General features: G+C 62.2%; 25 protein-coding genes. 13 read left to right on the forward strand and 12 right to left on the reverse strand.

Annotation, left to right across the window (positions count from 1 at the left end; translation table 11 throughout):
• Positions 1–219: 219 nt before the first annotated feature.
• The 3 genes from LVY75_21345 to LVY75_21355 all read right to left on the reverse strand — a co-directional run bounded on the left by LVY75_21345 (position 220) and on the right by LVY75_21355 (position 3758).
• Entirely contained in the window at positions 220–1383 is a 1164-nt protein-coding gene (locus LVY75_21345) for a M20 family metallopeptidase (protein ID XAZ25666.1), read from the reverse strand.
• Positions 1384–1633: 250 nt separating this feature from the next.
• Positions 1634–2953, reverse strand: a complete 1320-nt coding sequence (locus LVY75_21350; GenBank protein ID XAZ25667.1) for a hypothetical protein — start codon at positions 2951–2953, stop codon at positions 1634–1636.
• A gap of 229 nt (positions 2954–3182) precedes the next feature.
• Positions 3183–3758 (reverse strand): DUF308 domain-containing protein, encoded by a 576-nt coding sequence (locus LVY75_21355; protein XAZ25668.1) that lies wholly within the window; start codon positions 3756–3758, stop codon positions 3183–3185.
• 155 nt (positions 3759–3913) lie between these two features.
• On the opposite strand from LVY75_21355, the gene LVY75_21360 reads away from it, so the two are divergent.
• A complete protein-coding gene (locus tag LVY75_21360; GenBank protein XAZ25669.1) occupies positions 3914–4486 on the forward strand; it encodes a TetR/AcrR family transcriptional regulator in 573 nt (190 codons plus the stop codon).
• A gap of 66 nt (positions 4487–4552) precedes the next feature.
• Here LVY75_21360 and LVY75_21365 read toward each other — a convergent pair whose 3' ends face one another.
• The 4 genes from LVY75_21365 to LVY75_21380 all read right to left on the reverse strand — a co-directional run bounded on the left by LVY75_21365 (position 4553) and on the right by LVY75_21380 (position 8893).
• On the reverse strand, positions 4553–6313 hold the full coding sequence (locus tag LVY75_21365; protein XAZ25670.1) for an adenylate/guanylate cyclase domain-containing protein: 1761 nt from the start codon (positions 6311–6313) through the stop codon (positions 4553–4555).
• A 184-nt stretch (positions 6314–6497) separates the two neighbouring features.
• Positions 6498–6881: a response regulator gene (locus tag LVY75_21370; GenBank protein XAZ25671.1), complete on the reverse strand. Its 384-nt coding sequence runs from the start codon at positions 6879–6881 to the stop codon at positions 6498–6500.
• Positions 6882–6887: 6 nt separating this feature from the next.
• Entirely contained in the window at positions 6888–7865 is a 978-nt protein-coding gene (locus LVY75_21375) for a PAS domain-containing protein (protein XAZ25790.1), read from the reverse strand.
• A gap of 110 nt (positions 7866–7975) precedes the next feature.
• A complete protein-coding gene (locus LVY75_21380) occupies positions 7976–8893 on the reverse strand; it encodes a LysR substrate-binding domain-containing protein (protein XAZ25672.1) in 918 nt (305 codons plus the stop codon).
• A 120-nt stretch (positions 8894–9013) separates the two neighbouring features.
• Here LVY75_21380 and LVY75_21385 point away from each other — a divergent pair, with 120 nt between their 5' ends.
• The 6 genes from LVY75_21385 (at position 9014) to cadA (ending at position 15370) form a co-directional block, all read left to right on the forward strand.
• Positions 9014–9760, forward strand: coding sequence for an SDR family oxidoreductase (locus LVY75_21385; GenBank protein ID XAZ25673.1), 747 nt, complete (start codon positions 9014–9016; stop codon positions 9758–9760).
• 2 nt (positions 9761–9762) lie between these two features.
• Positions 9763–10464 carry a cupin domain-containing protein gene (locus tag LVY75_21390; protein ID XAZ25674.1) on the forward strand — a complete coding sequence of 234 codons (702 nt, stop codon included), beginning with the start codon at positions 9763–9765 and terminating at the stop codon, positions 10462–10464.
• Between the two features lies 1 nt (position 10465).
• Positions 10466–11557, forward strand: a complete 1092-nt coding sequence (locus tag LVY75_21395) for an FAD-dependent oxidoreductase (protein ID XAZ25791.1) — start codon at positions 10466–10468, stop codon at positions 11555–11557.
• Positions 11558–11565: 8 nt separating this feature from the next.
• Positions 11566–12780, forward strand: coding sequence for an MFS transporter (locus tag LVY75_21400; GenBank protein XAZ25675.1), 1215 nt, complete (start codon positions 11566–11568; stop codon positions 12778–12780).
• 19 nt (positions 12781–12799) lie between these two features.
• Positions 12800–13294, forward strand: a complete 495-nt coding sequence (locus LVY75_21405; protein XAZ25676.1) for a GNAT family N-acetyltransferase — start codon at positions 12800–12802, stop codon at positions 13292–13294.
• A 300-nt stretch (positions 13295–13594) separates the two neighbouring features.
• A complete protein-coding gene (cadA, locus tag LVY75_21410; GenBank protein ID XAZ25792.1) occupies positions 13595–15370 on the forward strand; it encodes a cadmium-translocating P-type ATPase in 1776 nt (591 codons plus the stop codon).
• A 10-nt stretch (positions 15371–15380) separates the two neighbouring features.
• Here cadA and LVY75_21415 read toward each other — a convergent pair whose 3' ends face one another.
• The 3 genes from LVY75_21415 to LVY75_21425 form a co-directional block, all read right to left on the reverse strand.
• Entirely contained in the window at positions 15381–15854 is a 474-nt protein-coding gene (locus LVY75_21415; GenBank protein ID XAZ25677.1) for a nucleoside deaminase, read from the reverse strand.
• Positions 15855–15938: 84 nt separating this feature from the next.
• Positions 15939–16463 carry a GNAT family N-acetyltransferase gene (locus LVY75_21420; GenBank protein ID XAZ25678.1) on the reverse strand — a complete coding sequence of 175 codons (525 nt, stop codon included), beginning with the start codon at positions 16461–16463 and terminating at the stop codon, positions 15939–15941.
• Between the two features lie 113 nt (positions 16464–16576).
• Positions 16577–17410 (reverse strand): universal stress protein, encoded by an 834-nt coding sequence (locus LVY75_21425; GenBank protein XAZ25679.1) that lies wholly within the window; start codon positions 17408–17410, stop codon positions 16577–16579.
• A 325-nt stretch (positions 17411–17735) separates the two neighbouring features.
• Here LVY75_21425 and LVY75_21430 point away from each other — a divergent pair, with 325 nt between their 5' ends.
• The 4 genes from LVY75_21430 to fabI are packed head-to-tail and all read left to right on the forward strand — an operon-like array spanning position 17736 to position 23022.
• A complete protein-coding gene (locus LVY75_21430) occupies positions 17736–20012 on the forward strand; it encodes a DUF3141 domain-containing protein (GenBank protein ID XAZ25793.1) in 2277 nt (758 codons plus the stop codon).
• 49 nt (positions 20013–20061) lie between these two features.
• Positions 20062–21027 carry a phosphate acetyltransferase gene (locus LVY75_21435; GenBank protein ID XAZ21394.1) on the forward strand — a complete coding sequence of 322 codons (966 nt, stop codon included), beginning with the start codon at positions 20062–20064 and terminating at the stop codon, positions 21025–21027.
• A gap of 4 nt (positions 21028–21031) precedes the next feature.
• Positions 21032–22204, forward strand: a complete 1173-nt coding sequence (locus tag LVY75_21440; protein ID XAZ21395.1) for an acetate/propionate family kinase — start codon at positions 21032–21034, stop codon at positions 22202–22204.
• 32 nt (positions 22205–22236) lie between these two features.
• Positions 22237–23022, forward strand: coding sequence for an enoyl-ACP reductase FabI (fabI, locus tag LVY75_21445; GenBank protein XAZ21396.1), 786 nt, complete (start codon positions 22237–22239; stop codon positions 23020–23022).
• Between the two features lie 34 nt (positions 23023–23056).
• Here the strand turns inward: fabI and LVY75_21450 are convergent, their stop codons facing one another.
• The gene (locus tag LVY75_21450) at positions 23057–23500 is read right to left on the reverse strand and encodes a hypothetical protein (protein ID XAZ21397.1); all 444 of its coding nucleotides are present in this window, start codon (positions 23498–23500) and stop codon (positions 23057–23059) included.
• A gap of 199 nt (positions 23501–23699) precedes the next feature.
• On the opposite strand from LVY75_21450, the gene LVY75_21455 reads away from it, so the two are divergent.
• Together LVY75_21455 and LVY75_21460 are read left to right on the forward strand one after the other, a co-directional pair.
• Positions 23700–23846 carry a hypothetical protein gene (locus LVY75_21455; protein ID XAZ21398.1) on the forward strand — a complete coding sequence of 49 codons (147 nt, stop codon included), beginning with the start codon at positions 23700–23702 and terminating at the stop codon, positions 23844–23846.
• 354 nt (positions 23847–24200) lie between these two features.
• Positions 24201–24827 carry a cysteine hydrolase gene (locus LVY75_21460; GenBank protein XAZ21399.1) on the forward strand — a complete coding sequence of 209 codons (627 nt, stop codon included), beginning with the start codon at positions 24201–24203 and terminating at the stop codon, positions 24825–24827.
• Between the two features lie 44 nt (positions 24828–24871).
• Here LVY75_21460 and LVY75_21465 read toward each other — a convergent pair whose 3' ends face one another.
• On the reverse strand, positions 24872–25234 hold the full coding sequence (locus LVY75_21465) for a hypothetical protein (protein XAZ21400.1): 363 nt from the start codon (positions 25232–25234) through the stop codon (positions 24872–24874).
• Positions 25235–25256: the final 22 nt, after the last annotated feature.

A 25256-nucleotide genomic window follows, 5' to 3' on the forward strand; every position in this document is an offset into this window, starting at 1 on the left:
CTCTCCGACCGCCTCCTCTCTCCCTCATCCCTGTGCTTGTCACAGGGATCCAGCCTGCCAAAGTCCTTGGGCAGGAGAGACTATTTCGCTTGCCGCATATGTCGGCCGTCATTCACCGCACGGACGCGCGGTGGCTGGCTTCTCTGATATCCCTGGCGCCGGCGCCAGGGACGCAAGAACGAGGGAGAAGAAAAACACGCTCCTCCCCACCAGTCGGCCTCAGCGTCCCCCAAGCTCCTGCCCGACCAGCGACAACCAGTAGCGCACCCCATGCGCAATCGCCTTGTCGTTGAAATCATAGGCCGGGTGGTGCAGTCCCGCGCTATCCCCGTTGCCGATCAGGATCATCGCGCCCGGCCGTTTCTCCAGCATGTAGGAGAAATCCTCCGCGCCCATCGACTGCACGTAGGCCGCTTCCACCCGCTCCTCGCCGGCGACCCGTGCAGCCGCCGCAACGATGGCTGACGTCCTGCCGGCATCGTTGACCGTGACCGGATAACCCGGCCGCCAGTCAATCTCGGCTTCCGTCTCGAACAGTTTCGCCGTGCCATGCACGATCTCGCGGAAACGCTGCTCGACGGCCTTGCGCGTATCCGCCTGCATGGTGCGGATCGTGCCGCCGAGGCGCACGGAAGCGGGAATGACGTTCAGCGCCTTGTCATTGCCGGCTTCCGAGAAGGTGACGGAAACGACGACCGGATCGAAGGGATCGGTAAAGCGCGAGGCGATCGATTGCAGCGCAGTCACCATATGGGCGCTGACGAGAACGGGATCGCGCGTCATCTGCGGTGCTGCCGCATGCCCGCCCTTGCCGTTGATGGTAATGACGAAACGGTCGGCGCCCGCCATGAACGGTCCGGCGCGTGTGGCAAAGGAACCGATCTCAAGCCCCGGCTCGTTATGCATGCCGTAGACCTCGTCGATGCCGAAACGCTCAAGCAGGCCTTCCTCGATCATGACACGCGCACCGCCGCCGCCCTCTTCCGCCGGCTGGAAGATCAGCACGACCTTGCCGGAGAAATCCCGGTTATCGACAAGACATTTTGCGGTGGCAAGCAGCATGGCGGTGTGCCCGTCATGACCGCAGGCATGCATGCGGTTGGCATTTTTCGAGGCATAGGGAAGATTGGTCTGCTCCGACATCGGCAACGCATCCATGTCGCAGCGCAACGCAATCGTCTTGCCCGGCCCTTTCGAGCCCTCGATGACGGCGACGACGCCGGTCCTGGCAAGCCCGGTCGTCACGTCATCGCAGCCGAATTCGGCGAGCTTGCCGACGACGAAGGCTGCCGTCTCCGGCAGATCGAACAGCAACTCCGGATTCTGATGGATATGCCGGCGCCAGCCCTTGGCCTCTTCGGCAACGGCTTCGATGGTGCTCATGATGATGTCCTCGTGATGGTGCGGCCGGGCGTGGGAAGCGGCGGCCGAAGGTGGGGTGGCGCAAGATTAGCCGCTGAGGGGGCGGTTTGCCAACCGGGGTGCGAGAAAACCGACAATCGTCTATCGACATCTCCTCGAATGAAGAGCTTGCTTTGAGCACTCAGCCCATCATCCTCACCCTCATTCTGTGGCAAGCACAGGACTGAGGGAGGTATACGAGGTCCGAAGTCTAGCCCCCTTCGGCCCCCGTTTACCCGAACATGCCGGGCGAATAGACACCATCGCTTTCCAGTTCCCGAGCGCGCTGCTGCAGCCAGTAGAGATACTGGTGGATGGAACTGGTGGTCTGGTCACCATTTCCGGAATGGAACGAGTATTTCTCGGCCTCGCCGCTTTGAATGAGGTAGGTGATATAGTCGATCCCCGGCTTGATGGCGTCGTCAGGCAATGTTGCGACATTGGTCTCATACATGTCGTTGCTCTCGGGCTGCGGATTGTAGCGCTCCGGATGAGCTGCCGTCTCGGCATCATATTCCGCCTTCAACTGCTGGGCATGAGCTTCGCGGGCGGCGAGTACCGCTTTCACCTCGGCTGACATCGGCTGCGCCGCGCCCGGCGGCAATGAGTGCCACTCGAGACGGGAGTAGTCATACCTCGGGATGCCATAAATAGCCGGCGCCAGCGCGCCGACAAGATATTCTCTCTGCGCCTGCGACATGTTCGGGTCACGGATCATTGCTTCGAATGCTTCCTTTGACATCGCCGGCTCGCCAGGAGGCAAAAGGATCGGGGCTTGAGAATTTGGCGGCAGATGCGGTGTGCCGCCTGCGCCCGTCGGCTGGGCGGTGACTTGCCGCGTGCTGCCATCCGCAAACGCTATTGTCAGCGATGATGATCCCGCGGAGTAGAGCTCGACGGTGATGACATCGTCGGCATTGCCATTGATGCTGATGGTCGCCGTGCGGCCATTGACGGTAACCTGCACCGCATCGGCGGAAATGCCTTCACCGAGCTGCAGTGTGGCCGAACCGGAGACCCGGATCTGATCGCGCCCGTCGCCTGCGGCATATTTGAGGATGGAGCCGCCGCCGGTCTGGATCCGGTCTGCGCCCTTGCCGCCTGTTATGACCGAACGTTCGTAGGTCTCGATGACATCGTTGCCGGCCGCGCCATCGACCGTGGAGTCGCCATAGACGGAGATGTAGTCATTGCCGTCTCCGGCCTCGACGGTCGAATGATCGTAGCCGCTCACCCAGTCGTTGCCCGCCCCGGCGGTCACCTTCGAATGATCGTAGACGGATATGTGGTCATTGCCGTCTCCGCCGTCGATGATGGAATGATCGTAGGTATCGATGACGTCGTCGCCGCGCCCACCGCTGACGGTCGCATGATCATAGGCACTGATGTAATCGCTGCCGTCGCCGCCATCGACCGTCGCATTGGAATAGGCCGAGATCTCCTCATCACCGGCGCCGGACCTGGCAGCCCGCCACTCCTCGATCGTCGTCTTTGAAAACCGGTACGTCGACGACTGCAGGATTGCGGACATGATCGAACTGGTGACTGTCATGCGTGTTCCCCCGTGCGGTGCCATGCAGAATGGCGGGACGCGCCCCCGCATCCCTCATCAAAGTTGAACACTCATATGCCGATATAAACTTGCGCGGGCATGGCGTAGGGTCGTACGCATTGGATTCCACAACCGTCGGCTTTGGAATCCCACGGAAACGATGGCATGGGCGACTCTCCGCGCCCATGCCATCGAAGCATTCTCTCATTCCGGCTGGGGCTGGCGCGCCTCACCCCTGCACGCTCGCCTTCCGATAGGCCGCAACGGTCATCCACACCGCCGACAGCAGGAAATAGAAGGCGCCAAACCCGGCATAGGGCGCAATGTCGAGAATGCTCGGCGCCGCGGTCCCATAGGCCCGGCTGATCATGAAGCCGCCGGCGAGCGTCGATTGGGCGCCGCTGAGGATCATCACCCACTGCGCGCCGTAAATGCGCCAGCGCCGCACGGCCGCCGAAAGCTGCAGCAGGCCGGAGAAGATCGCCCAGATGCCGAAGACGGCGAGCACGGCATAGATGCTATCAAGCACGGCGATGATGACGGCGAGCGTGGTGATCGTGCTGACGGCGACGTTGAAGCTCTGCGCGGGGTTCGCCTTCAATCCGCCATTCGAGTGGGCGTCCACGAGGTTCGCCACCGCATCCCAGGCCGGATAGATGACGAGCAGCACCGAGGCGAGCGCCGATTGGCTTCCCGACAGACTGGCCGCAAGAATGGCGGCGATGATCCAGCCGATAGAGAACAGCGCACGGACGAAATAGTAGGATCGCAACCAGCTCGATTGCGCGGAAGATTGGTTCTGCATGACAGGCTCCTTGTTTTGTCTTCCTACTAGTAGGTAGATAACTTTGAGGAGTCAATCGTCAAACGCACCGCCCGCTGCCATGACGAACACAAGCGCGTGAGCGAGCCCGCAGCGCCAGCTTGACAGCCTTGCCTACCGGCAGATAGGCAAGCTGTATGGAACAGACGACTTCGGAAAAGATCCTCGATATAGCGCAGTCCCTCGTCGTGGCGGGAGGCTATAACGGCTTCAGCTATGCCGATATTTCCGAGGCGGTCGGTATTCGCAAGGCGAGTATCCACCACCATTTCCCCACCAAGGCCGAGCTCGTGCAGGTCCTGGTCGATCGTTATACGCAGCGCGCCGAATCCGGCCTGAACTCGCTGCGCGAGCACGTCCCCGGCCCTGTCGATCAGCTGCAGGCCTATCTGAACTACTGGCAGAAATGCATCCTCGATGCCACGGAACCATTCTGCGTCTGCGCCATGCTCGCGGCCGAAATGCAGATGCTGCCGGAGCCGGTCGCAGCCCATGTGCGCCGGCATTTCGAGAACCTGGCCGCCTGGCTGACCTCGGTGCTGAAGGCCGGTGCAGAGCAGAAGCTCTTCCGGCTCGCCAGATCGCCCGAGGAGGAAGCGCAGATCCTGATGGCCTCCGTCCATGGCGCCATGCTGTCGGCCCGCGCTCTCGGCGAGCCCAGCCTCTTTGCCGCGATCGTCGGCCCGCAGCTCGCCCGGCTCAAGGCCTAGAGGCACTCGCGGCCTGCGCCGATCTTTGGAGACGGGCGGCGGCAGTCTGATGCAGCCGGACGATCGTCATCTCAGGGAGAGTGATTTCTTCCGCGCTGCGGGCTTGCGCGGCGTCAACGGCAGGCCGGCATCGCAATTGCGCGCCACCAGCGTTTCGGTGACGGATTCGTCCGCATAGGTTTCCTGCATCCGGATATAGACCGCCGACAGGGTCGGATCGAGCGAGAGCGCTTGCCGGACCAGGGATTCGGCCCTGTCGGCATTGCCGCAAGCCATGCTGGCGGCAACCTGGTAGAGCGACTTGCGCCTGGTCTGGAACGGCAGCGTCACGGCGACGCGCATCATCTCTTCGAACCGGCTCAACGCATAGAGCGCCGCCACCCGCTCTTCGGTAATCCAGACCGGCAGGAAGGGATCGAGCGTTTCGGCGCGATCGAGCATTTCGAGGGCACGCTCGGCCTCCCCGGCATAGACGTAGAAGGCAGCGCTGCGGCCGAGAATATAGGCGTCGTTCGGTGCGAGTTCATGGGCGCGGATGTGGTGATAGCGGGCCGAAACGAAGTCGCCCGATTTCATCTTGATTGCGCCCATGATGCGATGGGCTTCCGGGTCGGACGGGTCGAGGGCGAGCGCATGTGCAACCTGCTGTTCGGCCTTGTCCATGTCGAAGCTCGGCAGGTTGCTCCACGAGCAGACATGCATTGCGAAGGGACGGCCGAAACCGGGGTCGGCCACCATTGCCCGCTCGAACCAGCTCATCGCTTCATGGATGTGAACATCCGCCACGCCCACCAGGCGGTGATGGTCGAGACCGCGTAGATAGTACTCATAGGCCGTCATGTTCTCCGGCCGCTTCAGCCGTGCTGCCGCAAGTTCCGACTGTTCGATGCGTCCGGAGACCGTTGCCGCGACACGGGCGATGATCTCGTCCAGCACATCGAGCAATTCGCGAAACGGGCGCTTGATCCGCTCCGACCAGATGACGAGCCCCTCTCCCGTCTCGGTCAGCGCGATATTGACCCTGAGGTCCTCGCCAACCTGCCGGATCGAGCCGCTGATGACATAGCCGACGCCGAGAAGACGGCCGATCTCGACCGGGTCTTTCGTCGTCAGGGCGGCGGCCGCCGAGCGGGAACTGACGAACAACCCTTTCAGGCGGCTGAGTTCGAGCGTCAGGTCGTCGGTAATGCCCTCCGCCAGGAACCATTGATCCGCAACGTCGCCAGACGCCACGTCGAAGCGCGTCACCGCGATCGAGTTGGTCCGGGGAGACTGGGCGGCGCTGGGGGCGGAGCGCGTTGGAGCGAACTGATAGACGTGGCGGTCCACCAGTTCGGTGACCCGGTAGATCCGGATCGGCTCCAGAATCCCCTTCAGCCGTCTTTCGCCGATATCTTCGAACCCGCAGGGCGAGACCCGCCGCACCTGGTCGTAAAGCAGCCCTGAAACGTCGATTGCGCCGGGTGGCGCGGACGCCTCGATGCGCGCGGCGATGTTCACCCCGTCGCCACGCAGGTCCGAGCCGACGACGACGACATCGGCAAGATGGAGGCCGAACCGCATGTCGCCGCCGCTCGCTCCAGGAAGCGCAGCGATCTCGGCGCGCGCCTCGATGGCGGACCGGAGCGCATTGACCGGACTGGCGAATTCCGCAAGCAGCGCATCCCCCGCCGTGCCGAACACACGGCCGTCATGGCGCTGGACGACGGTGCGAACCGTTTCGAGCACGGTATCGATCCGGGTAATCGCTCCCTCTTCATCTGTTTCCATCGCAGAAGTGGAGCCGACGAAATCCCCGACCATGATCGTGGCCAGCTTGCGCTGCATTCTCGATCCCTCCCGCAACAGAAGCCTGTCATGAAGCAATGTAGCACATTCGCGAGCGTGGACGACGGGTGATCGGCGACGCTGGCCGCGGCAAGCAGGTGATTGGAGAAATTGACATGGCATCGCTTCATTGCCGCCAATTTCCCGTCGATGACCGCCCTCGGTTCGAGCGGATGCCATTCGACTACCCGATCAGCTTGCGAACGGTCGCAATGAGCTGGCCCGATCCCGTCGGTTTTCCCAGGTTGATTGCGTCGGCAAGGACAGGGCTGGACGCCAGCTCATGGGGGGAAGACGCAGACGCAAGCACAAACGGCACCTTCAGCCGCTGCAATTCCAGCGCCACGGGGGTGACCGTCTCGGCGCCGAGGTAAACGTCGAGTACCGCGAAGTCCGGCTTGTCCTGATCGATCAAATCGAGCGCGTCCTCATTGGAGGATACCGGACCCATCACTCGAAATCCCCCGGAAATCAGCACACGGCGAAGCTCGTCGGCTATCAGGAACTCGTCCTCGACAACGAGGACTTGATAGGCGCCTTCGGCTTCTTCGTTGGTTACGTTGCTCACAGCGCCTCACATCGGAATTTTGAAGTTCGCCGTCAAACCGTCAGGTGCAAAGGTAATTTCCACGCTTCCACCTAAATGGGCGGCGAGACCTTCGATGAGTTCAGTTCCATAGCCCTTTTGCTCGGGCGGAGAAACCTGTGGCCCTCCGTCCTCACGCCAGTGGCACGCGAGGAATGTTCGTCCTCGCCCCCCGGCCTCCAGCTCCCATGTTACCCTGACCTTCCCGCCAGGCATGGAAGCAGAACCATGTTTTATGGCGTTCGTCGCGAGTTCATGGATGATCATGCTGACCGGAACGATCTTCGAAGATTGCAGTTCCACGCGCGTGCCGGAGCATTCGAGCCGGGTCGCAACCGTCGGTCCGACCGTTTCCCTTACCAATTGTTCGTACCCGATCGGCTCGCCGCGCGCAGCGACCGCCTGAGCCTGAAAGGTGATGTCCAGCCTTCCGAGGAGCGCCTCCTTGAAGTCTGCCAGATAAGGATCGTCGGCCCTGGTGTTTTTCACAACAGAGCGAACCACGGCGGCAAGGTTCTTCAATCGATGCCGCATTTCGGCGACGATGAAATCCATTTCAGCTTCGTGTCGCTGCCGCTCGGTAACATCATCGAAGATGATCAGGATGTTCGGACTGTTATTGTCGGGATGAGCAAGGCGTCGGGCATCGATGAGAAAGGTCCGCTGCCCTATCGCCGGAAAATCGTGCTTCACTTCGAAGCCGATGACGGCGGCTGCTCGCGGGATGACGGCAGATATGAGCTGTCGCAGCTCGGGAATATCCCATTGCCCGTTCCCGAGCTCGAAGAAATTCTGCGAGACGATGTCCTCACGGTCGACTTCGAACACCTTGATGAATGCATTGTTCGCCGTCGTTACGCAGAAGTGCTGATCCAGGACAACAACCGGCTGGGTCATGGTGTCCACCACACCCTGAGCCTGCACATGCCCCGTTTTCATCAGGCGATACAAATCTTCCAGCAGCATCGTTGCCATCCAGTCCCCGCCACCGCCAAAATGAGGGCATTGGACGATTAGATAGGCCGCTTCAGATACCTGGCAACGTCCGCTTCCGGTTCATGGCCGCAATCCGGCCTTTAGCGGACGTCAGTCCCAACTGACGCCGTCAACCAATCATGGAATGCGGTCACCTCGTACCTGCGCAAAGCTTTCGGTGCGGCGACAGCGTAATACGCCCATTTCACAGGCCATCGGACGTCTGGCATCAGGTGGACCAGACGACCGCCAACCAGTTCCTGCGCAACGAGCGCCTTCCTCACAAGAGCGACGCCCTTGGCTGCGATGGCGGCATGAATTACTGCCGCCGTCGAGTTGATCTTGAGCCCGGCTTCCTCTGGCGATCGGTTGGCGCCGGCGCGGGCGAGCCAGTCGTTCCATGAAGGGAAGTCTCCGCCAGGGTGGGGCGTGCCGTCATGGATAAGCGTTTGCTCCATGATCCACCCCGGCGTTACCTCCCTGTCCTCTGAGAGGAGCGAGCGATTGCAAACGGCGATGATCTCCTCGCCCATGAGGAACGTGGACTTCACGCCCTTCCAGTCCCCGAGCCCGCAGCGGATGCCGATGTCTGCTTCGCCCTGCGCAAGGTCGATCACCCGATCCGTGACATCGAGCCTGACATCGATGTTCGGGTGTCCAGTCGTAAAGTCGCCGAGCCGTCCAAGCAGCCAGTTGGCGACCAATGCCTGCGATGCCGTCACGACGACGACAGTGCGGGCCTTCCTGCCGCGCAGCTTCCGCAGACCCGACTCAAGGAGGTCCAGCCCCTGCGCGATGTCGTCGAGGGCCTCCTTTGCCTCGTCCACCGGAGCGAGGCGTTCCGCGCCCGAACGAGATCGCTTGAAGAGTGGATAGCCGACCCAGTCTTCCAGCGATCGGACGAGCTGGCCGACAGCGGCGGGCGTGACGTTGAGTTCGGTTGCCGCACCGACGAAGCTGCCGTGTCTTGCCGATGCTTCCAGTGCCTGCAGGGACTTGAGCCGGGTGAGGTTTCTCATGGATGCAGCCTTGTCGTCGCACCAAAGCGACAAAGATTTTCTTTCTATCCGATATCGTTCGTTTGTCTCGTCAAGACAAGCCCGCAGGTTCATGGATTGGTTTCGAAGAGAGGTTTGGACATGACACTTGTAGGCAAGACAGCACTCGTCACCGGCGGCTCGAGCGGAATCGGTCTCGCTGCCGCACGAATGTTGAAGGACAATGGCGCGCGCGTCGCCATCACCGGTCGCTCGGCGGAAAAGCTCGGCGCGGCTCAGGCGGAACTCGGCGACGACATCCTGACCATTGAGGCAGACGTGTCTTCGGTCGAGGACCTCAGGCGTATGGGCGAGCGTCTCAGCGCGGAATTCACTGCGCTCGACATCGTCTTCGCCAATGCGGGTACCGCTATCGGCACGCCGCTCGCGACCGCCGACGAAGCGACCTACTCGAAGATCATGGACACCAATGTGAAGGGTGTCTTCTTCACCGTGCAGGCCGTCCTCCCGATGATGCGTGATGGCGGATCGATCATCCTGAATACCTCGTGGCTCAACAAGGTCGGAACTCCAGGGCGCGCTGTACTTTCCGCTTCGAAGGCGGCCGTGCGATCCTTCGCGAGAACGATGTCCGCGGAACTGCTGGATCGCAAGATCAGGGTCAATGCGGTCAGCCCCGGATCGATCGAGACACCGATCCACCGCGGCAAGAACCAGACAGAAGAAGAATTCCGCGTTTATGCCGATCGCGTCGGCAGCCAGGTGCCAATCGGACGAATGGGCAAACCCGAGGAGATCGCGTCCGCCGTGCTTTTCCTTGCGAGCGATGCCTCTAGCTACATGCTTGGCTCGGAAATCGTCATCGACGGCGGAAGATCGGAGCTTTGACCATGTTGATCAACGAAGACCTCACCAAGCGGGCAGTTGTCCATGCCGGCCGCATCGAGTGGGTTCCTAGCCCGATCAAGGGCGTGGACCGCCGCATGCTGTTCCGGATCGGAGGTGAAAAGGCTCGGGCGACCTCCATCGTGCGCTACGCGGCGGGAAGCCGGTTCTCGTATCACCAGCATCCGGGCGGCGAAGAATTTCTTGTGCTCGATGGCGTTTTCCAGGACGAGACCGGAGACTTCCCGGCCGGGACCTACGTGCGCAATCCACCCGGAACGGGTCATGCCCCCGGCAGCGCCGACGGATGTGTGATCCTCGTCAAGCTCTGGCAGTTCAAGACGGGAGATCAGGAACGGCTCGTTTGCCGTCCCGGCGAAGGCGCGCCACAGGAAACCCGATCCGGTGCGGTCTCATCACGCGTGCTGTACGACGCTGATGACGAGCGCGTCCTCCGTGAAGACTGGGAGCCCGAGGCCACCATCCATCTCGAAAATCCCGAAGGTCTTGAACTTCTGGTTCTGGCTGGAGAGCTTACTGAGAAAGACGAGCTCCTTGATTGCTGGACATGGTTGCGACTGCCGGCCGGCCACCCGTTCGACGCGGTCGTCGGCAAAGGGGGCGCACGTGTCTGGATGAAGTCAGGCCCGTTGCTACATGACGACGTCTGCAAATTCGAAGATGCTGACAATACGAAGGAAAAGTAGAATGAAGTCGTGCGAAATTGCTGTTGTCGGCGCGGGCCTGGCCGGACTCTACGCGGCATGGGCACTTAACGCTGCCGGGATAGATTTTCTGGTCGTCGAGGCGCGCAACCGTCTTGGCGGTCGCATCTTCTCCGCCGACGCGAGCGGCCAACCTTCGGACGATGGGTTCGACCTCGGACCCTCGTGGTATTGGCCGGCGATGCAGCCCGCCATGGCTTCGCTGATATCAGATTTTGGTCTTCAATCCTTCGCTCAGAACAGTGAGGGCGACGTCGTCTTCGAACGCATGTCCCGCGAAGGTCCTCAGCGGTACAGCCCGCAGATGCCGGATCAAAGTTCGATGCGGCTTTCGGGCGGAACAGCCGCTGCGGTTCGTGCTGTCTCCCGGGAACTGTCCGCAGAACGAATCTTGCTCGGGAGCAAGGTGACGGCGATGTCCCTCGGCGGCAGTTCCGTTCGTTTGACGGTTCAAGGCGACGGTGGGGAAACGACAACTATCGAGGCACGACACGTCATCGCGGCGCTGCCACCACGATTGCTGGAAGCCTCAGTGACCTTCGATCCGCCCCAGGACGACGGAACCGCGAAGAGGTGGCGCGATACGGCAACCTGGATGGCTCCGCATGCCAAATTCTTCGCGATCTATGATCAACCGTTCTGGAGAACCAATGGTCTGTCCGGAACCGCACAGAGCATGGTCGGGGTGTTGGTCGAAATCCATGACGCGACGACGGCGTCGGGGAAAGCCGCCATATTCGGCTTCATCGGCGTCCCCGCCGATCAGCGCGCCACGGTCGGTGAAGACGTATTGAAGGCGGCCTGCGTCAGTCAGCTTGTGCGCTTGTTCGGTCCCGCGGCTGGAGACCCGGTCGCGACGCTGCTGAAGGACTGGGCGGCCGATCCTTTGACAGCGACCGTAGCCGACCTCGTTGGGGGTGGACATCCGGCCGTCCTTGACGACGCTTGGGTAACCGGCCCGTGGAACGGACGCCTGAGCTTGGCCGGAAGCGAGACAAGTCCCACCGAACCAGGTTATCTCTCTGGGGCTGTGACTGCCGCGCAGCGGGCCGTTTCCCCCTATCTTTCAAAGTAGGAATTTCGATGAGCGTGATGGAGAGTGGCGTCGACCAGTCGGCGGCCAAACGAAACCTTTGGGTTCTGACGATCGCCCAGTCCCTCGGCGGCGCGAACGCGCCGATCGTGATTTCCCTCGGGGGCCTGGTAGGCCAACACCTGTCTCCTGCCCCCGATCTCATCACACTGCCCGTAAGCCTGCTCAATCTCGGTCTGGCTCTCGGCACGCTTCCGGCCGCCTATGTTATGCGACGGTTCGGGCGGAGGTCGGGCTACCTGGTGGGAGCGGGTATCGGCACGATCTCCGGGCTCATCGCCGCGCTCGGGATCGCGCTCGGCAGCTTTGTTGTCTTCTGCTTCGGGACAGCTCTCGCGGGCTTCTATTCGTCCTATGTGCAGAGCTATCGTTTCGCAGCCGCCGACTACGCGACTGGAGCCGAGAGCCAGAAGGCCATCTCCCGCGTCCTGATCGGTGGCCTTGTGGCCGCGATCATCGGACCCCAGCTAGTGATCTGGACACGCGACGCCTTTCCAGGAACACCGTTCGCTGGCAGCTTCGTCAGCCAGGCCGCGCTGGCAACGCTCGCCGTCCCCGTTCTCCTGATGCTCACCCGGCCTCCGTCTGCCCGGTCCTCGGGCGCGCAAGCCGAAGGCGGGAGGCCTCTGTTCGAGATTCTCGGTACATCCCGCTATCTCCTCGCTATCGCAACAGGCGTCGTTTCCTACGGACTGATGACGTTCGTCATGACCGCATCGCCGATCGCCATGGTCGGTCACGGACATTCCGTCGACCAGGCAGCGCTTGGCATCCAGTGGCATATCCTCGCGATGTACGGCCCAAGCTTCTTCACGGGAAGGCTCATGGTTCGATTGGGCAAGGAAAAGGTAGCGGCTGTCGGCCTTCTGCTCATCTGCTGCTCAGCGGCCGTGGCACTCTCCGGATTGGACATCGCGCATTTCTGGATCGCCCTTATCCTGCTCGGTGTCGGCTGGAACTTCGGCTTCATCGGAGCGACGTCGATGGTCGCCGATTGCTACACGCCCGCGGAACGAAGCAAAGTTCAGGGCGCGAACGACTTCCTGGTATTCGGTACCGTCGCGTGCGCATCATTCTCCGCGGGATCGCTCCTTCACAATTCGGGATGGGAGACGATCAATTGGGTTGTCCTGCCGGCCGCCGCTCTGGTGCTGGTCCCGTTGGTATGGCGATCTGCCAAAACTCTTCACACCAACCCCGTTTAGGCACAAAAGGACAATCACGATGCCCTCCGCCCACTCCTTTCGACGCCCTATCCCTGATGATGCCGAGCGATGCTTCGAGATCGAAACGTCCGCCTATGAGGGCGACGAGGCTGCAACGCTGGAGAGGATAGAAAAGCGTATTGCGCAGTACCCCGAAGGATTTCTGATTCTTGACATCGGCGGAAAAATCGCCGGCTTCATCAATAGCGGTTGCGCGTTCGACGTCGTTATGTCGGACGAAGAATTCAAGGAGCTGGTTGGCCACGATCCGGCCGCTCCGAATGTCGTCATTATATCCGTCGTCGTCGATCCCGCCGAACAGGGAAAGGGCTATTCGAAACTCCTCATGCAGCGCTTTATCCAGCAGATGCGCGGGATGGGAAAGGAGACCATCCACCTCATGTGCAAGGACCAGCATGTGCCGCTCTACGAGAAGATGGGCTACCGTTACGTCAAACCGTCCGCATCCGATCATGGTGGAATGGTGTGGCACGAGATGATCATGACGCTTTAACGTCCGACAGGGGACATTTCATCATGTCAGCCCTTGGAGCAAGGTCGTCGTGCCCATCGGTCAGGCGCAGCTTGCGTGAGATCAAGGAAAAATCCGCTGACCGTGCCACATTCCCGGACGCATGACGGCGCCAGGCAACGAGTTCAAGCATCGATCCTGCGCACCCGAGAGGCAACACCCAGCGGAAATGGGAGGCGTGCGACCATGAGCGTTCCGGACGAGCCGAAGGTTCAGCCCCGAATTCGCATTTCCGGCGAACCGCGCGCATGGATCCCCGACATCGGCTTGCGCTCGACAATCATGGCGGCGGCAGCAGTGGCCGGTCTGGCCGGTGCTTTCGTCCTCTTCCTGCTGGATTTCGGCTCGGCAAGCCGGCTTGCCCTTGCGGGAAGCACCTGTGTTGCCCTTGCCTTCCTGTTGATCGACATTGGTGCCAAGCTCCGAAACGGCGATTTTGGTCTTGACCTGATCGCAGCCCTTGCCATGGGCTCGACCCTCTGGTTCGGCGAATATCTCGCCGGGGCGATCGTCGCCCTCATGTATGCGGGCGGCCAGTTTCTGGAAGCCTATGCGCATCGGCGTGCCGACGAAGGCATGTCGGCCCTCTTGGCACAGGTGCCGCGCACCGCACTTCGCCTCATGGAAGACGGGCTGGAGGAAGTCCCCATTCCCGACATTGCGGTCGGCGATATCCTGATGATCCGCAGGGGCGATGTGATCCCTGCCGACGGTACTCTGATGTCGGAGAGTGCATCGATCGATCAATCCGTCCTGACCGGCGAAGCCTTTCCGGTGCACCTTGCCAAAGGTGCGCGGATCGAGAGCGGCGCCACCAATGCCGGAGACGCGGTCGAGATCAGGGTCGAAAGCCGCGCCGAAGACAGCACCTATTCCGGCATCGTCAAGCTGGTCGAGGCATCCCGGCGTTCGAAGGCGCGGATCGCGCGACTGGCCGATCGCTATGCGATCGCCTTTCTGCTCCTGACGCTGGCAATCGCGGCCGGCGCCGCCATCCTGTCCGGCGACATGGCGCGCATCGTCGCGGTTCTGGTCGTCGCAACTCCCTGCCCGCTGATCCTCGCCGTTCCCGTGGCGCTTGCGGCCGGAACCTCGAAGGCGGCCAAGGCGGGTGTGCTGGTGAAGGGCGCAGGCCCGCTGGAGATCCTGGCCGACGCCTCCGTCGCGGTCTTCGACAAGACCGGCACGCTGACGGCGGGCGACCCCGAGGTCGTCTCGATCGACGGGCCGGAACGACCGGACAGGATCCTGCGTCTTGCCGCCTCGCTCGATCAGGCATCCTCGCATGTCGTCGGCCGCGCAATCGTCAGGGAAGCCCGGAGACGGCAGTTGGCGCTGTCACGCCCGACGGACGTATCGGAGCTTGCAGGCGCCGGAATTTCCGGGCTTGTCGACGGGATCAGGGTAAGCGTCGGCGGCGAAAACTACTTCACGGCGGATGGCAGGCCCTCCCGCCCGCCTGAGAAAAAAGGCCGGATGCAGGCAAAGGTCTCTTTCGACGGACAACTCGCCGGCGAAATCGGCTTCGAGGATCGGCTGCGCGGCGATGCGGTCGAGCTTGTCGGCAAGCTCCGCAAGCTGGGTGTCCGCCGGATCGTGCTTGCGAGCGGCGATGAGCGCAGCGTTGCCGCCGCCATTGCCGGATCGCTGTCGCTGGATGCCGTCGAGGCGCGGCTCACGCCCGCCCAGAAGGTCGAGATCGTCGCCAGGGAGCGCACAGCCGGAAGGGTCATGATGGTCGGCGACGGCGTCAACGATGCTCCGGCGCTTGCAGCTGCCGATGTCGGCATCGCCGTCGGCGCCACCAATCTCGCGGCTGCGGCGGAAGCCGCCGATATCGTCCTGATCCGCAACGATCTGAACAGGATCGCCACCGCAATCGAGATAGCCAGGCGCTCCCGCTCCATCGCAGTCCAGAGCATTTTCGCCGGCATCGGCCTCTCGCTCGTCGCCATGCTCTTCGCGGGCGCCGGCTTCCTGCCGCCGGTCACCGGCGCCATGCTGCAGGAAGTGATCGATGTGGCCGTTATCCTGAACGCGCTCAGGGCACTGCGCTAGATAGCGAGCCCTAAACCTTGCCCAGATGTTTCGGCCAGAATTCCTGATGGACTGCGGCGGCTTCCTCTTCGAGGTTCGTCGGTCCCTCGACGGTGACAATGCGCGCCCCGGTCTGCAGCACCGCCCGGCTCGGCACGTTCAACCCGATCCCGGCAATCTCGCCAAGCCGTACCTCCGAGCATGCAAATACCATGCGCCCGATGCCTGACCAGTAGATCGCCCCGGAGCACATCGCACAGGGCTCCGTGCTGGTGTAGAGCGTGCAGTCGGCAAGATAGGCGGTGTCGTAGTGTTTTGCAGCCAGTTTGACGAGGTTCATCTCGGCATGGTTCGTCATGTCGTGGCCGGTGAAGACGCTGTTTTCGGCGCGAAGGATGACTTCGCCATCCCTCACCAGCACCGACCCGAACGGCTCGTCGCCGTTTTCCATGGCGGATTTCGAAAGCGCAATCGCCTCACGTAAAAAGGCCTCGTGGTTTTCCATCAGCGTCTCCCCCAAGAGCTAGAGCGGGATGATCTTCGCTTGGATGCGGGAGATTTCCAAGGGGCAGCAATCGCAGCAAGCAGGCTACTGAATGAAATTGTCGCGCTCGATCGGCCGCTTCATGAAGACCTCGGTGTGCCTGATCACATCAGGAATGTCCCGGAACGGCGGGCAAGGCGTGAAGCCGAACGCTTCGTAGAGCGACACCGCGCTCTTCATATAGACCGTCGTATGAAGCAGCAGCATCGATCTCGGCCCCTTGCCGGCTTCGGCCATGATCGCCTGCAGGAGTGCCTTGCCGATACCGCGCCCTCGAAAGGCCGGGTCTACATAGAATTTGTGGATCTCGGCCGCGCCTTCGTCGAAGGGTGCAAGGGCAATGCACCCCGCCGGTTCGCCATGCCATCGAGCCAGCAGAAGCGGAGCGTCCGCCTGACTGTACCTTGCAGCCAGCGCCTCGTCGTCCTCGCTATGGAAAAAGGTCGCTACAACCTCCGGCGGGATGTCATAGGCGCGGCATGCCTCGGCATCCCAGGCGCCAAACGACCTGCACAATTCGCCACTGATGGTGAAATCCTCTGCCGTGCATGCCCTCGAAATCGACAGCATTCGCATGTCCCCCGAACCAGCTCGACCTTCATACACATTTTCTAATATTCTGGACAGGGATCCACCTCCCTGTTGCTGATGGCATTTGCGCGAGAAGGCCGAAGTTCTCTGGTTCAGTGGGCAAGGAAGAGTGGCAGCTGGCATTCCTCGATCATCCTGCGGGTCACGCCGCCGAACAGGCTCTGCTGCCATCTCGGATGATTGTAGGCGCCCATGACGATCAGGTCCGCCCCCATGTCCACCGCATGCCGGGTGATGATCGCATCGGCGCTTTTGCCTTCGCTCGAGAGCCGATCGACCTGAACCCTGACGCCGTGCCGGGCAAGGAAGCCCGCTATGTCGGCGCCCGGCTCCTCGCCATTCGTGCGCATGCGCGCGACCGGGTCGACCATCGTCACATGAACGATCTCGGCTCTTTCCAGAAGATCGAGCGACTGGCGGGCCGCCCGCGCCGCCTCGTTGCTGGAATCCCATGCCAGCACCACGGACCTTGGCGACGCGGCGATGGCCTTTTGCCCGCGGTTGATCAGGATCGGCGTCGGGGTCTGGAAGAGCGCGCCATCGAAGATCCGCTTTCTGAGGTCGGCATCTTCTGCCGCGTCGGATCCGAGGAGCACGATATCGGCATAAAGCGCGCGCTCGGCGAAATCCTCGTCGGCCCATGCAAATTCCGTGTAGAGATCCTGCACCTCGAACGAGAGGTCGCTGCCCGACAGGGTCTCCTTGATCTTCGCGGTCGTGGTGGCGAGTTCGTCGATCTCGCGCTGCCTCTCATCCAGCCAGATTGTGGAAATGGCATCGTACTGGCTGAGCGACGGGGCCGCGCCGATCGAAACGGCAAGTGCGGTCAGATGGGCCCCGTAGGTGGCGCAGAAACCCGCTACGCCTTTCAGGTCGCGCTCGAATTTGCTGCTCCTGAGGATACCAAGAACTGTCGTGATGGCCATGATGGCTGCCCTCCGTGATGGATATCCCCACGGTAGCGATCCGGCAGGCCATGGTCTTTGACATCGGTCAACACGATCGGCCGGCAAGCCCGCCCGCCGGACATGGATGACGGGTCGAAAGGCGAGCCGAAAACGGCCCGTAACCTACCGTAAAATACGTTGCGCCGCGGGGCACTCCAACTATGCTGCAGGTGCTAACAAAACTCCCGTGGCCGGCAGCGCCGCCCATGCGCAATGCGGACGAGGATCGAGACTATTACTTCCAGCAATTAGGTCTTTGAACTCCCGCCGAGAGCGGCGAGCCAGGAGGTTTGACATGTTTGGCATGTGGTACCCTTCCCATCTCTCGAAGTTTGATTTTGCAACCCAGTTCGGCCCGGCCGGCATGGCCTTCGATTATCTCAGAGACGCCACCCAGCGCAGCGTTCTCTTCTGGGATGTGATGCGAAAGCGCGGCAATCAATATCGTGTCCATTCGGAAGCGGCAGCACCCCATGTGCTGAGCTTCACGCCCGAGGTGCTGCTAGACGGGCGCGACCTCGAGCGGCCGGTCAACTACGCGCTGGTTCGCATCGTCCCGCCCGAGGGCACGGACATCGACGAAACACGCCGGCCTTTCGTCGTGGTCGATCCGCGTGCCGGGCATGGGCCGGGCATTGGCGGCTTCAAGGCCGACAGCGAGATCGGTGTTGCACTCGCAGCCGGCCACCCCTGCTATTTCATCGGCTTCCTGCCGGACCCGGTCGCCGGCCAGACGCTCGAGGATATCGCGCTTGCCGAAGCGATCTTTCTGGAAAAGGTCATTGCGCTGCATCCGGACGCTGACGCAAAACCCTGCGTGATTGGCAATTGCCAGGCCGGCTGGGCCGTCATGATGCTCGCTGCCATGCGGCCCGAGCTTTTCGGCTCGATCATCATCGCCGGCGCCCCCCTTTCCTACTGGGCCGGCAAGCGCGGCGAATATCCGATGCGCTATACGGGCGGCCTGCTCGGCGGCACCTGGCTGACGGCGCTGACCGGCGATCTCGGCCACGGCAAATTCGACGGGGCATGGCTGGTGCAGAATTTCGAAAACCAGAACCCCGCCAATACGCTCTGGACCAAGCAGTACAATCTCTATTCGAAGATCGATACCGAGGCGCCGCGCTATCTCGGCTTCGAGCAATGGTGGGGCAATCACGTCAACCTGAATGCGCAGGAAATCCAGTTCATCGTCGACGAGCTCTTTGTCGGCAACCATCTCGCCGCCGGCCGCATCGAGACCTCGAAGGGCGAGACGATCGATCTCAGGAATATCCGTGCGCCGATCGTCGTCTTCTGCTCGAAGGGAGACAATATCACCCCGCCCGCCCAGGCGCTCGGCTGGATCGCCGATCTCTACGACAACGTCAACGAGATACGCTCGCATGGCCAGACGATCGTCTACACGGTGCACGAAAAGATCGGCCATCTCGGCATTTTCGTCTCCGCCAGCGTCGCCCGCAAGGAACATGGGGAATTCTCCAGCAATATCGACCTGATCGATGCGCTGCCGCCCGGTCTCTACGAGGCGATTTTCGAAGCCAGGACGGATGCGACCGTCGGCGGCGACCTTGTCGAAGGCGACTGGATCATGCGCTGCGAAGAGCGGACGCTCGACGATATACGCGCGCTCGGCTGCAACAATGCCGCCGATGACAGGCGTTTTGCGACGGCGGCCAAGGTCTCGGAAATCAACCTGTCGCTCTACCGCACCTTCGCCCAGCCTTTCATCCGCGCAATGGTGCCGGAACAGGCGGCCGAAGAGATGCGCAGGCTGCATCCGCTGCGGCTGCAATACGAGCTGCTTTCCGACCTCAATCCCCTGATGGCGCCCATTGCCGACCTTGCGGTCGACGTGGAGGAAGAGCGCCGCCCCGTTACCGCCAACAACCCCTTCCTCGCCATCGAGCAGATCGTTTCACAGCAGATCGTCGCCGGGCTCGACGCATGGCGTGAAGGGATCGAGGCGTTCAGCGAGGCGGCGTTCCTCACCGTCTACGGCTCGCCGTTCCTGCAGGCGGCGGTCGGCATCGATCCATGGAACGAGAAGCCGCACCGTCGCGCAAGCAAGACAGCGCTGCATGCCCAGGTGCTGAAAACAAGGATCGAGGAACTGAGGGCGCGGCTCGACAAGGGCGGCCTGCAGGAAGGTCTGGCGCGCAGCCTGCTCCATGTCGCCATGGCGCATGGCGCAGCTGACGAGCGCGGCTTTGCCGCCATCCGCCGGATGCGGCGCGCCGAGAACAACATGCCGGCGATGACGCTTGGCGAATTCAAGGCGCTGATCCGCGACCAGTTCCTCATGCTCGTCATCGATGAGCAGGCTGCCGTCGACGCGATACCGCAACTGCTGCCGGCGGACGAGGAAGCCCGCCGCCACGCCCTCGGCTCGCTTCGTGAAGTGTTGAACGCGCGCGGCCCGCTTTCCGGCGAGGCCGAGCAGCGCTGGCAGAGGATCGTCGACCTCTTCGGCCTTTCCGCAGCACCCCTTGCCGGAGCGGCATCGCCAGGCAGCCCATTGCAGGGTAGCCCGTCACCAGGCAGCCCGACGCCACTCAGGACCGTCAGGCGCGCGAAATAACCGGGCGCAGCAGGGCTCGAAACGGTCTTACAACAGGGAGCGGAGACAGATGCCGGATTGGGAAAACCCTGGCGAAGCCAGGCGACACGAGAAATACGAACGGCTGATTGTCAAGGCAAGGCAAGCGCCGCAGATGACCACCGTCGTTGCTCATCCCTGCGACGAGTCATCGCTGCGCGGGGCGGTCGAAGCCGCCGAAGACGGGCTCATGCGTCCGGTCCTCGTCGGGCCGGCGGAGAAGATCAGAACGGTTGCAAAAGCGCATGCCATCGATATCTCGCCCTTCGAGCTGGTCGATGCGCCGCATAGCGATGCGGCGGCTGCGAAAGCGGTGGAGATCATCCGCGAGGGCCGCGCCGACCTGCTGATGAAGGGCAGCCTGCATACGGACGAGCTGATGCGGGCCGTCACCTCATCGGCCACGGGCCTGAGGACGGCACGGCGCATTAGCCATGTCTTCGTCATGGACGTGCCGAACTATTCCGAGACGCTCTTCATCACCGACGCCGCCATCAACATCGCGCCCGATCTCGACGCCAAGCGCGATATCATCCAGAACGCCATCGATCTCTTCACTGCGATCGGCCTCGGCACACCGCGGGTGGCGATCCTTTCGGCGGTCGAGACGGTGACGTCGAAGATCCCCTCGACCATCGATGCGGCCGCACTCTGCAAGATGGCCGAACGCGGACAGATAACCGGCGGCATCCTCGACGGACCGCTCGCCTTCGACAATGCGATCGATCCGGAAGCGGCACGCATCAAGGGCATCCGGTCCGAGGTCGCCGGCCGGGCGCAGATCCTCGTCGTCCCCAATCTCGAAGCCGGCAACATGCTGGCGAAGAACCTCACCTTCCTGGCGCGGGCGGATGCGGCGGGCCTCGTGCTCGGCGCGCGGGTGCCGATCATCCTGACATCGCGTGCCGACAACGTGCGGGCGCGCCTCGCCTCCTGCGCCGTCGGCGTGCTCTTTGCCGAAGCGCGCCGGCGTACGGCGCCGATTCAGGGCGGTTGATGCCATGGACACGCTTCTCGTCGTCAATGCCGGTTCCTCCAGTCTGAAATTCGAGGTCTTCGCCGCCTCGGACCCGCTTGCGCGGCAGGTGAAGGGAAAGATGGAGGGCATCGGCACCGCGCCGCGCCTGACCATCAAGAACGCTGCCGGCGAAAAGCTCGCCGACGCCGACTATCCCGGCGAAACCGTTCCCGACCTGCCGGCGGCCATGCGGCTGGTGGGACAATGGCTGCGGGAACGGCACGAGGGGCGCCTGGTCGCCGTCGGTCATCGGGTCGTCCACGGCGGACCCGACCACAGGCACCCGGTGCGTATCGACGCGAACCTGCTGCGCGACCTCGAGCGCTACACACCGCTTGCGCCGCTGCACCAGCCGAACAACCTGGCACCCATTCGCGTATTGCTGGAAAACCAGCCGCAGCTCGCCCAGGTCGCCTGTTTCGATACCGCCTTCCACCGCGGCCATGATCCGGTGACCGATCACTACGCCATTCCCGCCCATTACTTCGCCGAGGGTGTGCGGCGCTATGGCTTTCACGGCCTCTCCTACGAATATGTTGCCGGCAGGCTCGCCGAGATCGCACCGGATATCGGCCGCGGCCGGCTCATCGTTGCGCATCTTGGAAGCGGCGCCTCGCTCTGTGCCATCCACGAAGGCAAAAGCATCGAGAGCACACTGGGCTTCACCGCTCTCGACGGCTTGCCCATGGGCACACGATGCGGGCAGATCGATCCCGGCGTGCTGCTCTATCTGCTGCAGGAGCGCGGCATGAGCCCGGCGCAATTGCAGGATCTGCTCTACAAGGAGTCCGGTCTCAAGGGCCTGTCAGGCATCAGCAACGATGTCCGCGATCTGCTGTCGAGCGACGAGCCGGGAGCCGGTCTCGCACTCGATCATTTCGTCCATCGCATCGGCCTCAATGCCGGCATGCTTGCAGCAGCCCTCGGCGGTATCGATGCCTTCGTCTTCACCGCAGGCGTCGGTGAAAACTCGCCCGTCATGCGCGAGCGCATAGTCCGCAAGCTCGGCTGGCTGGGAGCAACGCTTCATGAAAGGGCCAACGATGCCGGCGAATTGCTCATATCCGGCGACGACAGCAGGATCGCGCTCTACGTCGTGCCGACGGACGAGGAACTGATGATCGCACGTCATACTTTTGCACTTGTCGCCGCCTGACCGGCAGACCATTCAACCAACTAGAGGGGCAGATGATGATCCCGGACGTGAAGGCCAAACTTCTCGAGGGCAAGCGTGGCCTGGTGGTGGGCATCGCCAACGACCAGTCGATCGCCTGGGGCTGCGCCAGGGCATTCCGCGCGCTTGGCGCCGAACTCGCGGTCACCTATCTCAACGACAAGGCCAAACCCCATGTCGAGCCGCTGGCGGACGCATTGGAAGCGCCGATTTTCCTGCCGCTCGATGTGTCGGTGCCGGGGCAGCTGGAAGCGGTGTTCGAGAACATCACCGCATATTGGGGCGAGCTCGACTTCGTTGTCCATTCCATCGCCTTCTCGCCGAAAGATACGCTGCAGGGCCGCGTCGTCGATGTGCCGCGCGACGGTTTCCTGAAGACGATGGACATATCCTGCTGGTCTTTCATCCGCATGGCCCATCTTGCCGAACCGCTGATGAAACGCGGCGGCACGCTCTTCACCATGACCTATTACGGCAGCCAGATGGTGGTGAAGAACTACAATGTCATGGGCCTCGCAAAGGCCGCACTCGAAAGCGCCGTGCGCTACATCGCGGCCGAACTCGGGCCGAAAGGCATCCGCGTCCACGCCATCTCCCCCGGCCCGCTGGCGACACGCGCGGCATCCGGCATTCCCGAATTCGACGAACTCCTGAACAAGGCCGAGGAAACGGCCCCCACGCGCAGCCTCGTCTCGATCGACGATGTCGGCATGGCGACCGCCTTCCTGGCGCATGACGCGGCAAGGCTGATCACCGGCGATACGATCTATATCGACGGCGGCTATCACATCATCGATTAGGTCACTGGTGGGTGACGGCCTTGCCGGAAGTGCCCTAGCAGTTCGGGCGTATCTGCGCGGAGGTGTCCGATCCCGGAAGCCCCGAGGCGGTGCCCGTGCCGGTCATGCCGTTGCAATCCGGCGTTCCCCTGCTCATGCCGTTGCCTGTGCCGGAGGCGCCGCGCACGGACGGATTTGTCGTATCGGGATCGGGCACGATGCTGTTGGTGGTGCTGTTTGCGTCCGGCGCCAGCGTATTGCCGGTGCCCGTGCCTGTACCTGTACCTGTACTTGTACCGGTGCCCGCGCCCGTCCCCATGCCGGTGCCGGATGTGCCGGGGCTGAAGACGCCGCTGCCGGACGTACCGCCGGCAGCACCAGCACCGCCCGTGCCGCTGCCCGCACTGCCCGTGCCGCCACCGACGCCTGAAGTCTGCGCCATTGCTGACGTCGCGAGGCCGATGGAAAGGATGGATGCCGTGATGAGCTTGAGAAGCATGAAAAACCTCCATTGCGCTTCATGGGTCATCAGGCACAACTTGGTACATCCGCCGAGGTTCCGCTCGACACGACAAGTTTTGGACGTCAGTCAACGCGCCTCGGCGTCCGAAAGCGGACCACAAAGGCGATTTATGCCCGCCCCTCCGGGGCGCGGCAATGGCGTGGCATGGGATCGATATCGGGCCCGACCGTGATCAATGGCACAGCGCAAGGGCGCGCCCGCGCCCTGCGATATCATGAGCGCGATGGTGTTCGACCGAGAGAATATCGATCAGGTCGGCCAGTCTGAAGTGATGCTCGACGCCGCCGACATCGATGTGAATCTCGCTGTCGCTGATGTGTAGAGCGACGGCAACAAAGTTTCTCTCTTCGCCTTCATCCAGTACAGATACAATAAACAGAGGCCCCTCCCTCTTTCGCTTATCCCTTTTTATAGAGTAAATCGGTGAATTCTTTATTATTAGCAGTTAATAATAATTTGTACTCAATACATTGCTGGAATTCAATATGGGGTGGGCAGGACCTGGCCATGCGCTCCTGTTCCGATCAAAGGCAGGCGGGCCGGAAGTTGCCCTGTCCTTCACTTCTCCAGATGGCCGGGAGCATTGCGCAATTGCACTGCGCGTGCGCCGCATCGCTGTTCAAATGGCCAGCCACGCCCTAACTAAGGGCGGTCACCATTCTCAGGGAATGCGCCGATGACGATACCCACGACACTTGCAGACTGGCTTTCTCCCGATCGAACCGCGTTGCTGGTCTACGATATGCAGATCGGCATTGCCCGGCAGGTGCCGGGAGCGGAAGAAACGGGCCGCCGCATCGCCGAGATCGTCGCTGGCGCAAGACGTGCCGGGATGAGAATTGCCTTCTGCCGCCACCTTTCCCTGCCGAGGCCGTGGATGGGGCTGTTTGCGACGCGCATGGCAATGGCATGGCAGCGCACCGATGACCCCGAGGCCGTGAAACCCTGGTTTCTGAGGGACAGCGAGGCGGTTCGGATCATTCCCGAACTCCAGCCGCAGGAGCAGGATTTCGTATTCGACAAGCTGGGCATGTCGGCTTTCGAGGGAACGCCGCTCGCAATCGCCATGCGCGATGCCGGCCTTTCGGCACTGGCGATCTGCGGAATTGCAATGGAGATCGGCATAGAGCCGACCTGCCGCCATGCCGCCGACCTTGGCATCGTGCCGATCCTGCTCGAAGACGCATGCGGATCTGGGGACGCGGACGCCGCCAGACGATCCGTCGAATCCCTTCGCTTCATGGGCGACACCATCCTGTCGAACACGCAGGATTTCCTGTCAGCCGTCGCCCGTCCGCGCTAGCGCCGGCCCACTTCGGCAGCAAACTCTTCGAATAGCGACCGCCGTCAGGAATCGTCCTGCGTGTCGCTCTCCAGCATCGTCATTGCCCGAAGCGCTGCGTCGTCGCCCTTCAGGTGAAGGTAGTTGATAATGGAGCCGAGACTCGGATCGCACATGTCCGCAGGCATCAGCACGCCCGTCGTGTTCATCTCGTCGCGATCGACAAAACCGTCGCCGTTGTGATCCATGCGGGCCTGCATGTCGACCGTCGGCTTGCCGTTGTCATCGAGCTTCAGTCCGGGCATCAGGACCTGATTGAAATCAGCGAACTCATCCGCATTCAGCTTGTTGTCACCGTCCCGATCAAGCTTCGTGAAAGCATTGTTGAGCATTTGCGACAATGGGTTTCCGGTAACTGGAGCTGTCATGAAATCGACCTTCAATATTCCC

The sequence above is a fragment of the Sinorhizobium sp. B11 genome, assembly GCA_039725955.1.
In the GTDB taxonomy this organism is placed as follows: domain Bacteria; phylum Pseudomonadota; class Alphaproteobacteria; order Rhizobiales; family Rhizobiaceae; genus Rhizobium.

Coding starts and splice junctions, on each gene's coding strand:
- LVY75_21345 (XAZ25666.1), bottom strand. CDS start 1,383: ATGAGCACCATCGAAGCCGTTGCCGAAGAGGCCAAGGGCTGGCGCCGG.
- LVY75_21350 (XAZ25667.1), bottom strand. CDS start 2,953: ATGACAGTCACCAGTTCGATCATGTCCGCAATCCTGCAGTCGTCGACG.
- LVY75_21355 (XAZ25668.1), bottom strand. CDS start 3,758: ATGCAGAACCAATCTTCCGCGCAATCGAGCTGGTTGCGATCCTACTAT.
- LVY75_21360 (XAZ25669.1), top strand. CDS start 3,914: ATGGAACAGACGACTTCGGAAAAGATCCTCGATATAGCGCAGTCCCTC.
- LVY75_21365 (XAZ25670.1), bottom strand. CDS start 6,313: ATGCAGCGCAAGCTGGCCACGATCATGGTCGGGGATTTCGTCGGCTCC.
- LVY75_21375 (XAZ25790.1), bottom strand. CDS start 7,865: ATGCTGCTGGAAGATTTGTATCGCCTGATGAAAACGGGGCATGTGCAG.
- LVY75_21380 (XAZ25672.1), bottom strand. CDS start 8,893: ATGAGAAACCTCACCCGGCTCAAGTCCCTGCAGGCACTGGAAGCATCG.
- LVY75_21385 (XAZ25673.1), top strand. CDS start 9,014: ATGACACTTGTAGGCAAGACAGCACTCGTCACCGGCGGCTCGAGCGGA.
- LVY75_21390 (XAZ25674.1), top strand. CDS start 9,763: ATGTTGATCAACGAAGACCTCACCAAGCGGGCAGTTGTCCATGCCGGC.
- LVY75_21395 (XAZ25791.1), top strand. CDS start 10,466: ATGAAGTCGTGCGAAATTGCTGTTGTCGGCGCGGGCCTGGCCGGACTC.
- LVY75_21400 (XAZ25675.1), top strand. CDS start 11,566: ATGAGCGTGATGGAGAGTGGCGTCGACCAGTCGGCGGCCAAACGAAAC.
- LVY75_21405 (XAZ25676.1), top strand. CDS start 12,800: ATGCCCTCCGCCCACTCCTTTCGACGCCCTATCCCTGATGATGCCGAG.
- cadA (XAZ25792.1), top strand. CDS start 13,595: ATGGCGGCGGCAGCAGTGGCCGGTCTGGCCGGTGCTTTCGTCCTCTTC.
- LVY75_21415 (XAZ25677.1), bottom strand. CDS start 15,854: ATGGAAAACCACGAGGCCTTTTTACGTGAGGCGATTGCGCTTTCGAAA.
- LVY75_21420 (XAZ25678.1), bottom strand. CDS start 16,463: ATGCTGTCGATTTCGAGGGCATGCACGGCAGAGGATTTCACCATCAGT.
- LVY75_21425 (XAZ25679.1), bottom strand. CDS start 17,410: ATGGCCATCACGACAGTTCTTGGTATCCTCAGGAGCAGCAAATTCGAG.
- LVY75_21430 (XAZ25793.1), top strand. CDS start 17,736: ATGTGGTACCCTTCCCATCTCTCGAAGTTTGATTTTGCAACCCAGTTC.
- LVY75_21435 (XAZ21394.1), top strand. CDS start 20,062: ATGCCGGATTGGGAAAACCCTGGCGAAGCCAGGCGACACGAGAAATAC.
- LVY75_21440 (XAZ21395.1), top strand. CDS start 21,032: ATGGACACGCTTCTCGTCGTCAATGCCGGTTCCTCCAGTCTGAAATTC.
- fabI (XAZ21396.1), top strand. CDS start 22,237: ATGATGATCCCGGACGTGAAGGCCAAACTTCTCGAGGGCAAGCGTGGC.
- LVY75_21450 (XAZ21397.1), bottom strand. CDS start 23,500: ATGCTTCTCAAGCTCATCACGGCATCCATCCTTTCCATCGGCCTCGCG.
- LVY75_21455 (XAZ21398.1), top strand. CDS start 23,700: ATGGCACAGCGCAAGGGCGCGCCCGCGCCCTGCGATATCATGAGCGCG.
- LVY75_21460 (XAZ21399.1), top strand. CDS start 24,201: ATGACGATACCCACGACACTTGCAGACTGGCTTTCTCCCGATCGAACC.
- LVY75_21465 (XAZ21400.1), bottom strand. CDS start 25,234: ATGACAGCTCCAGTTACCGGAAACCCATTGTCGCAAATGCTCAACAAT.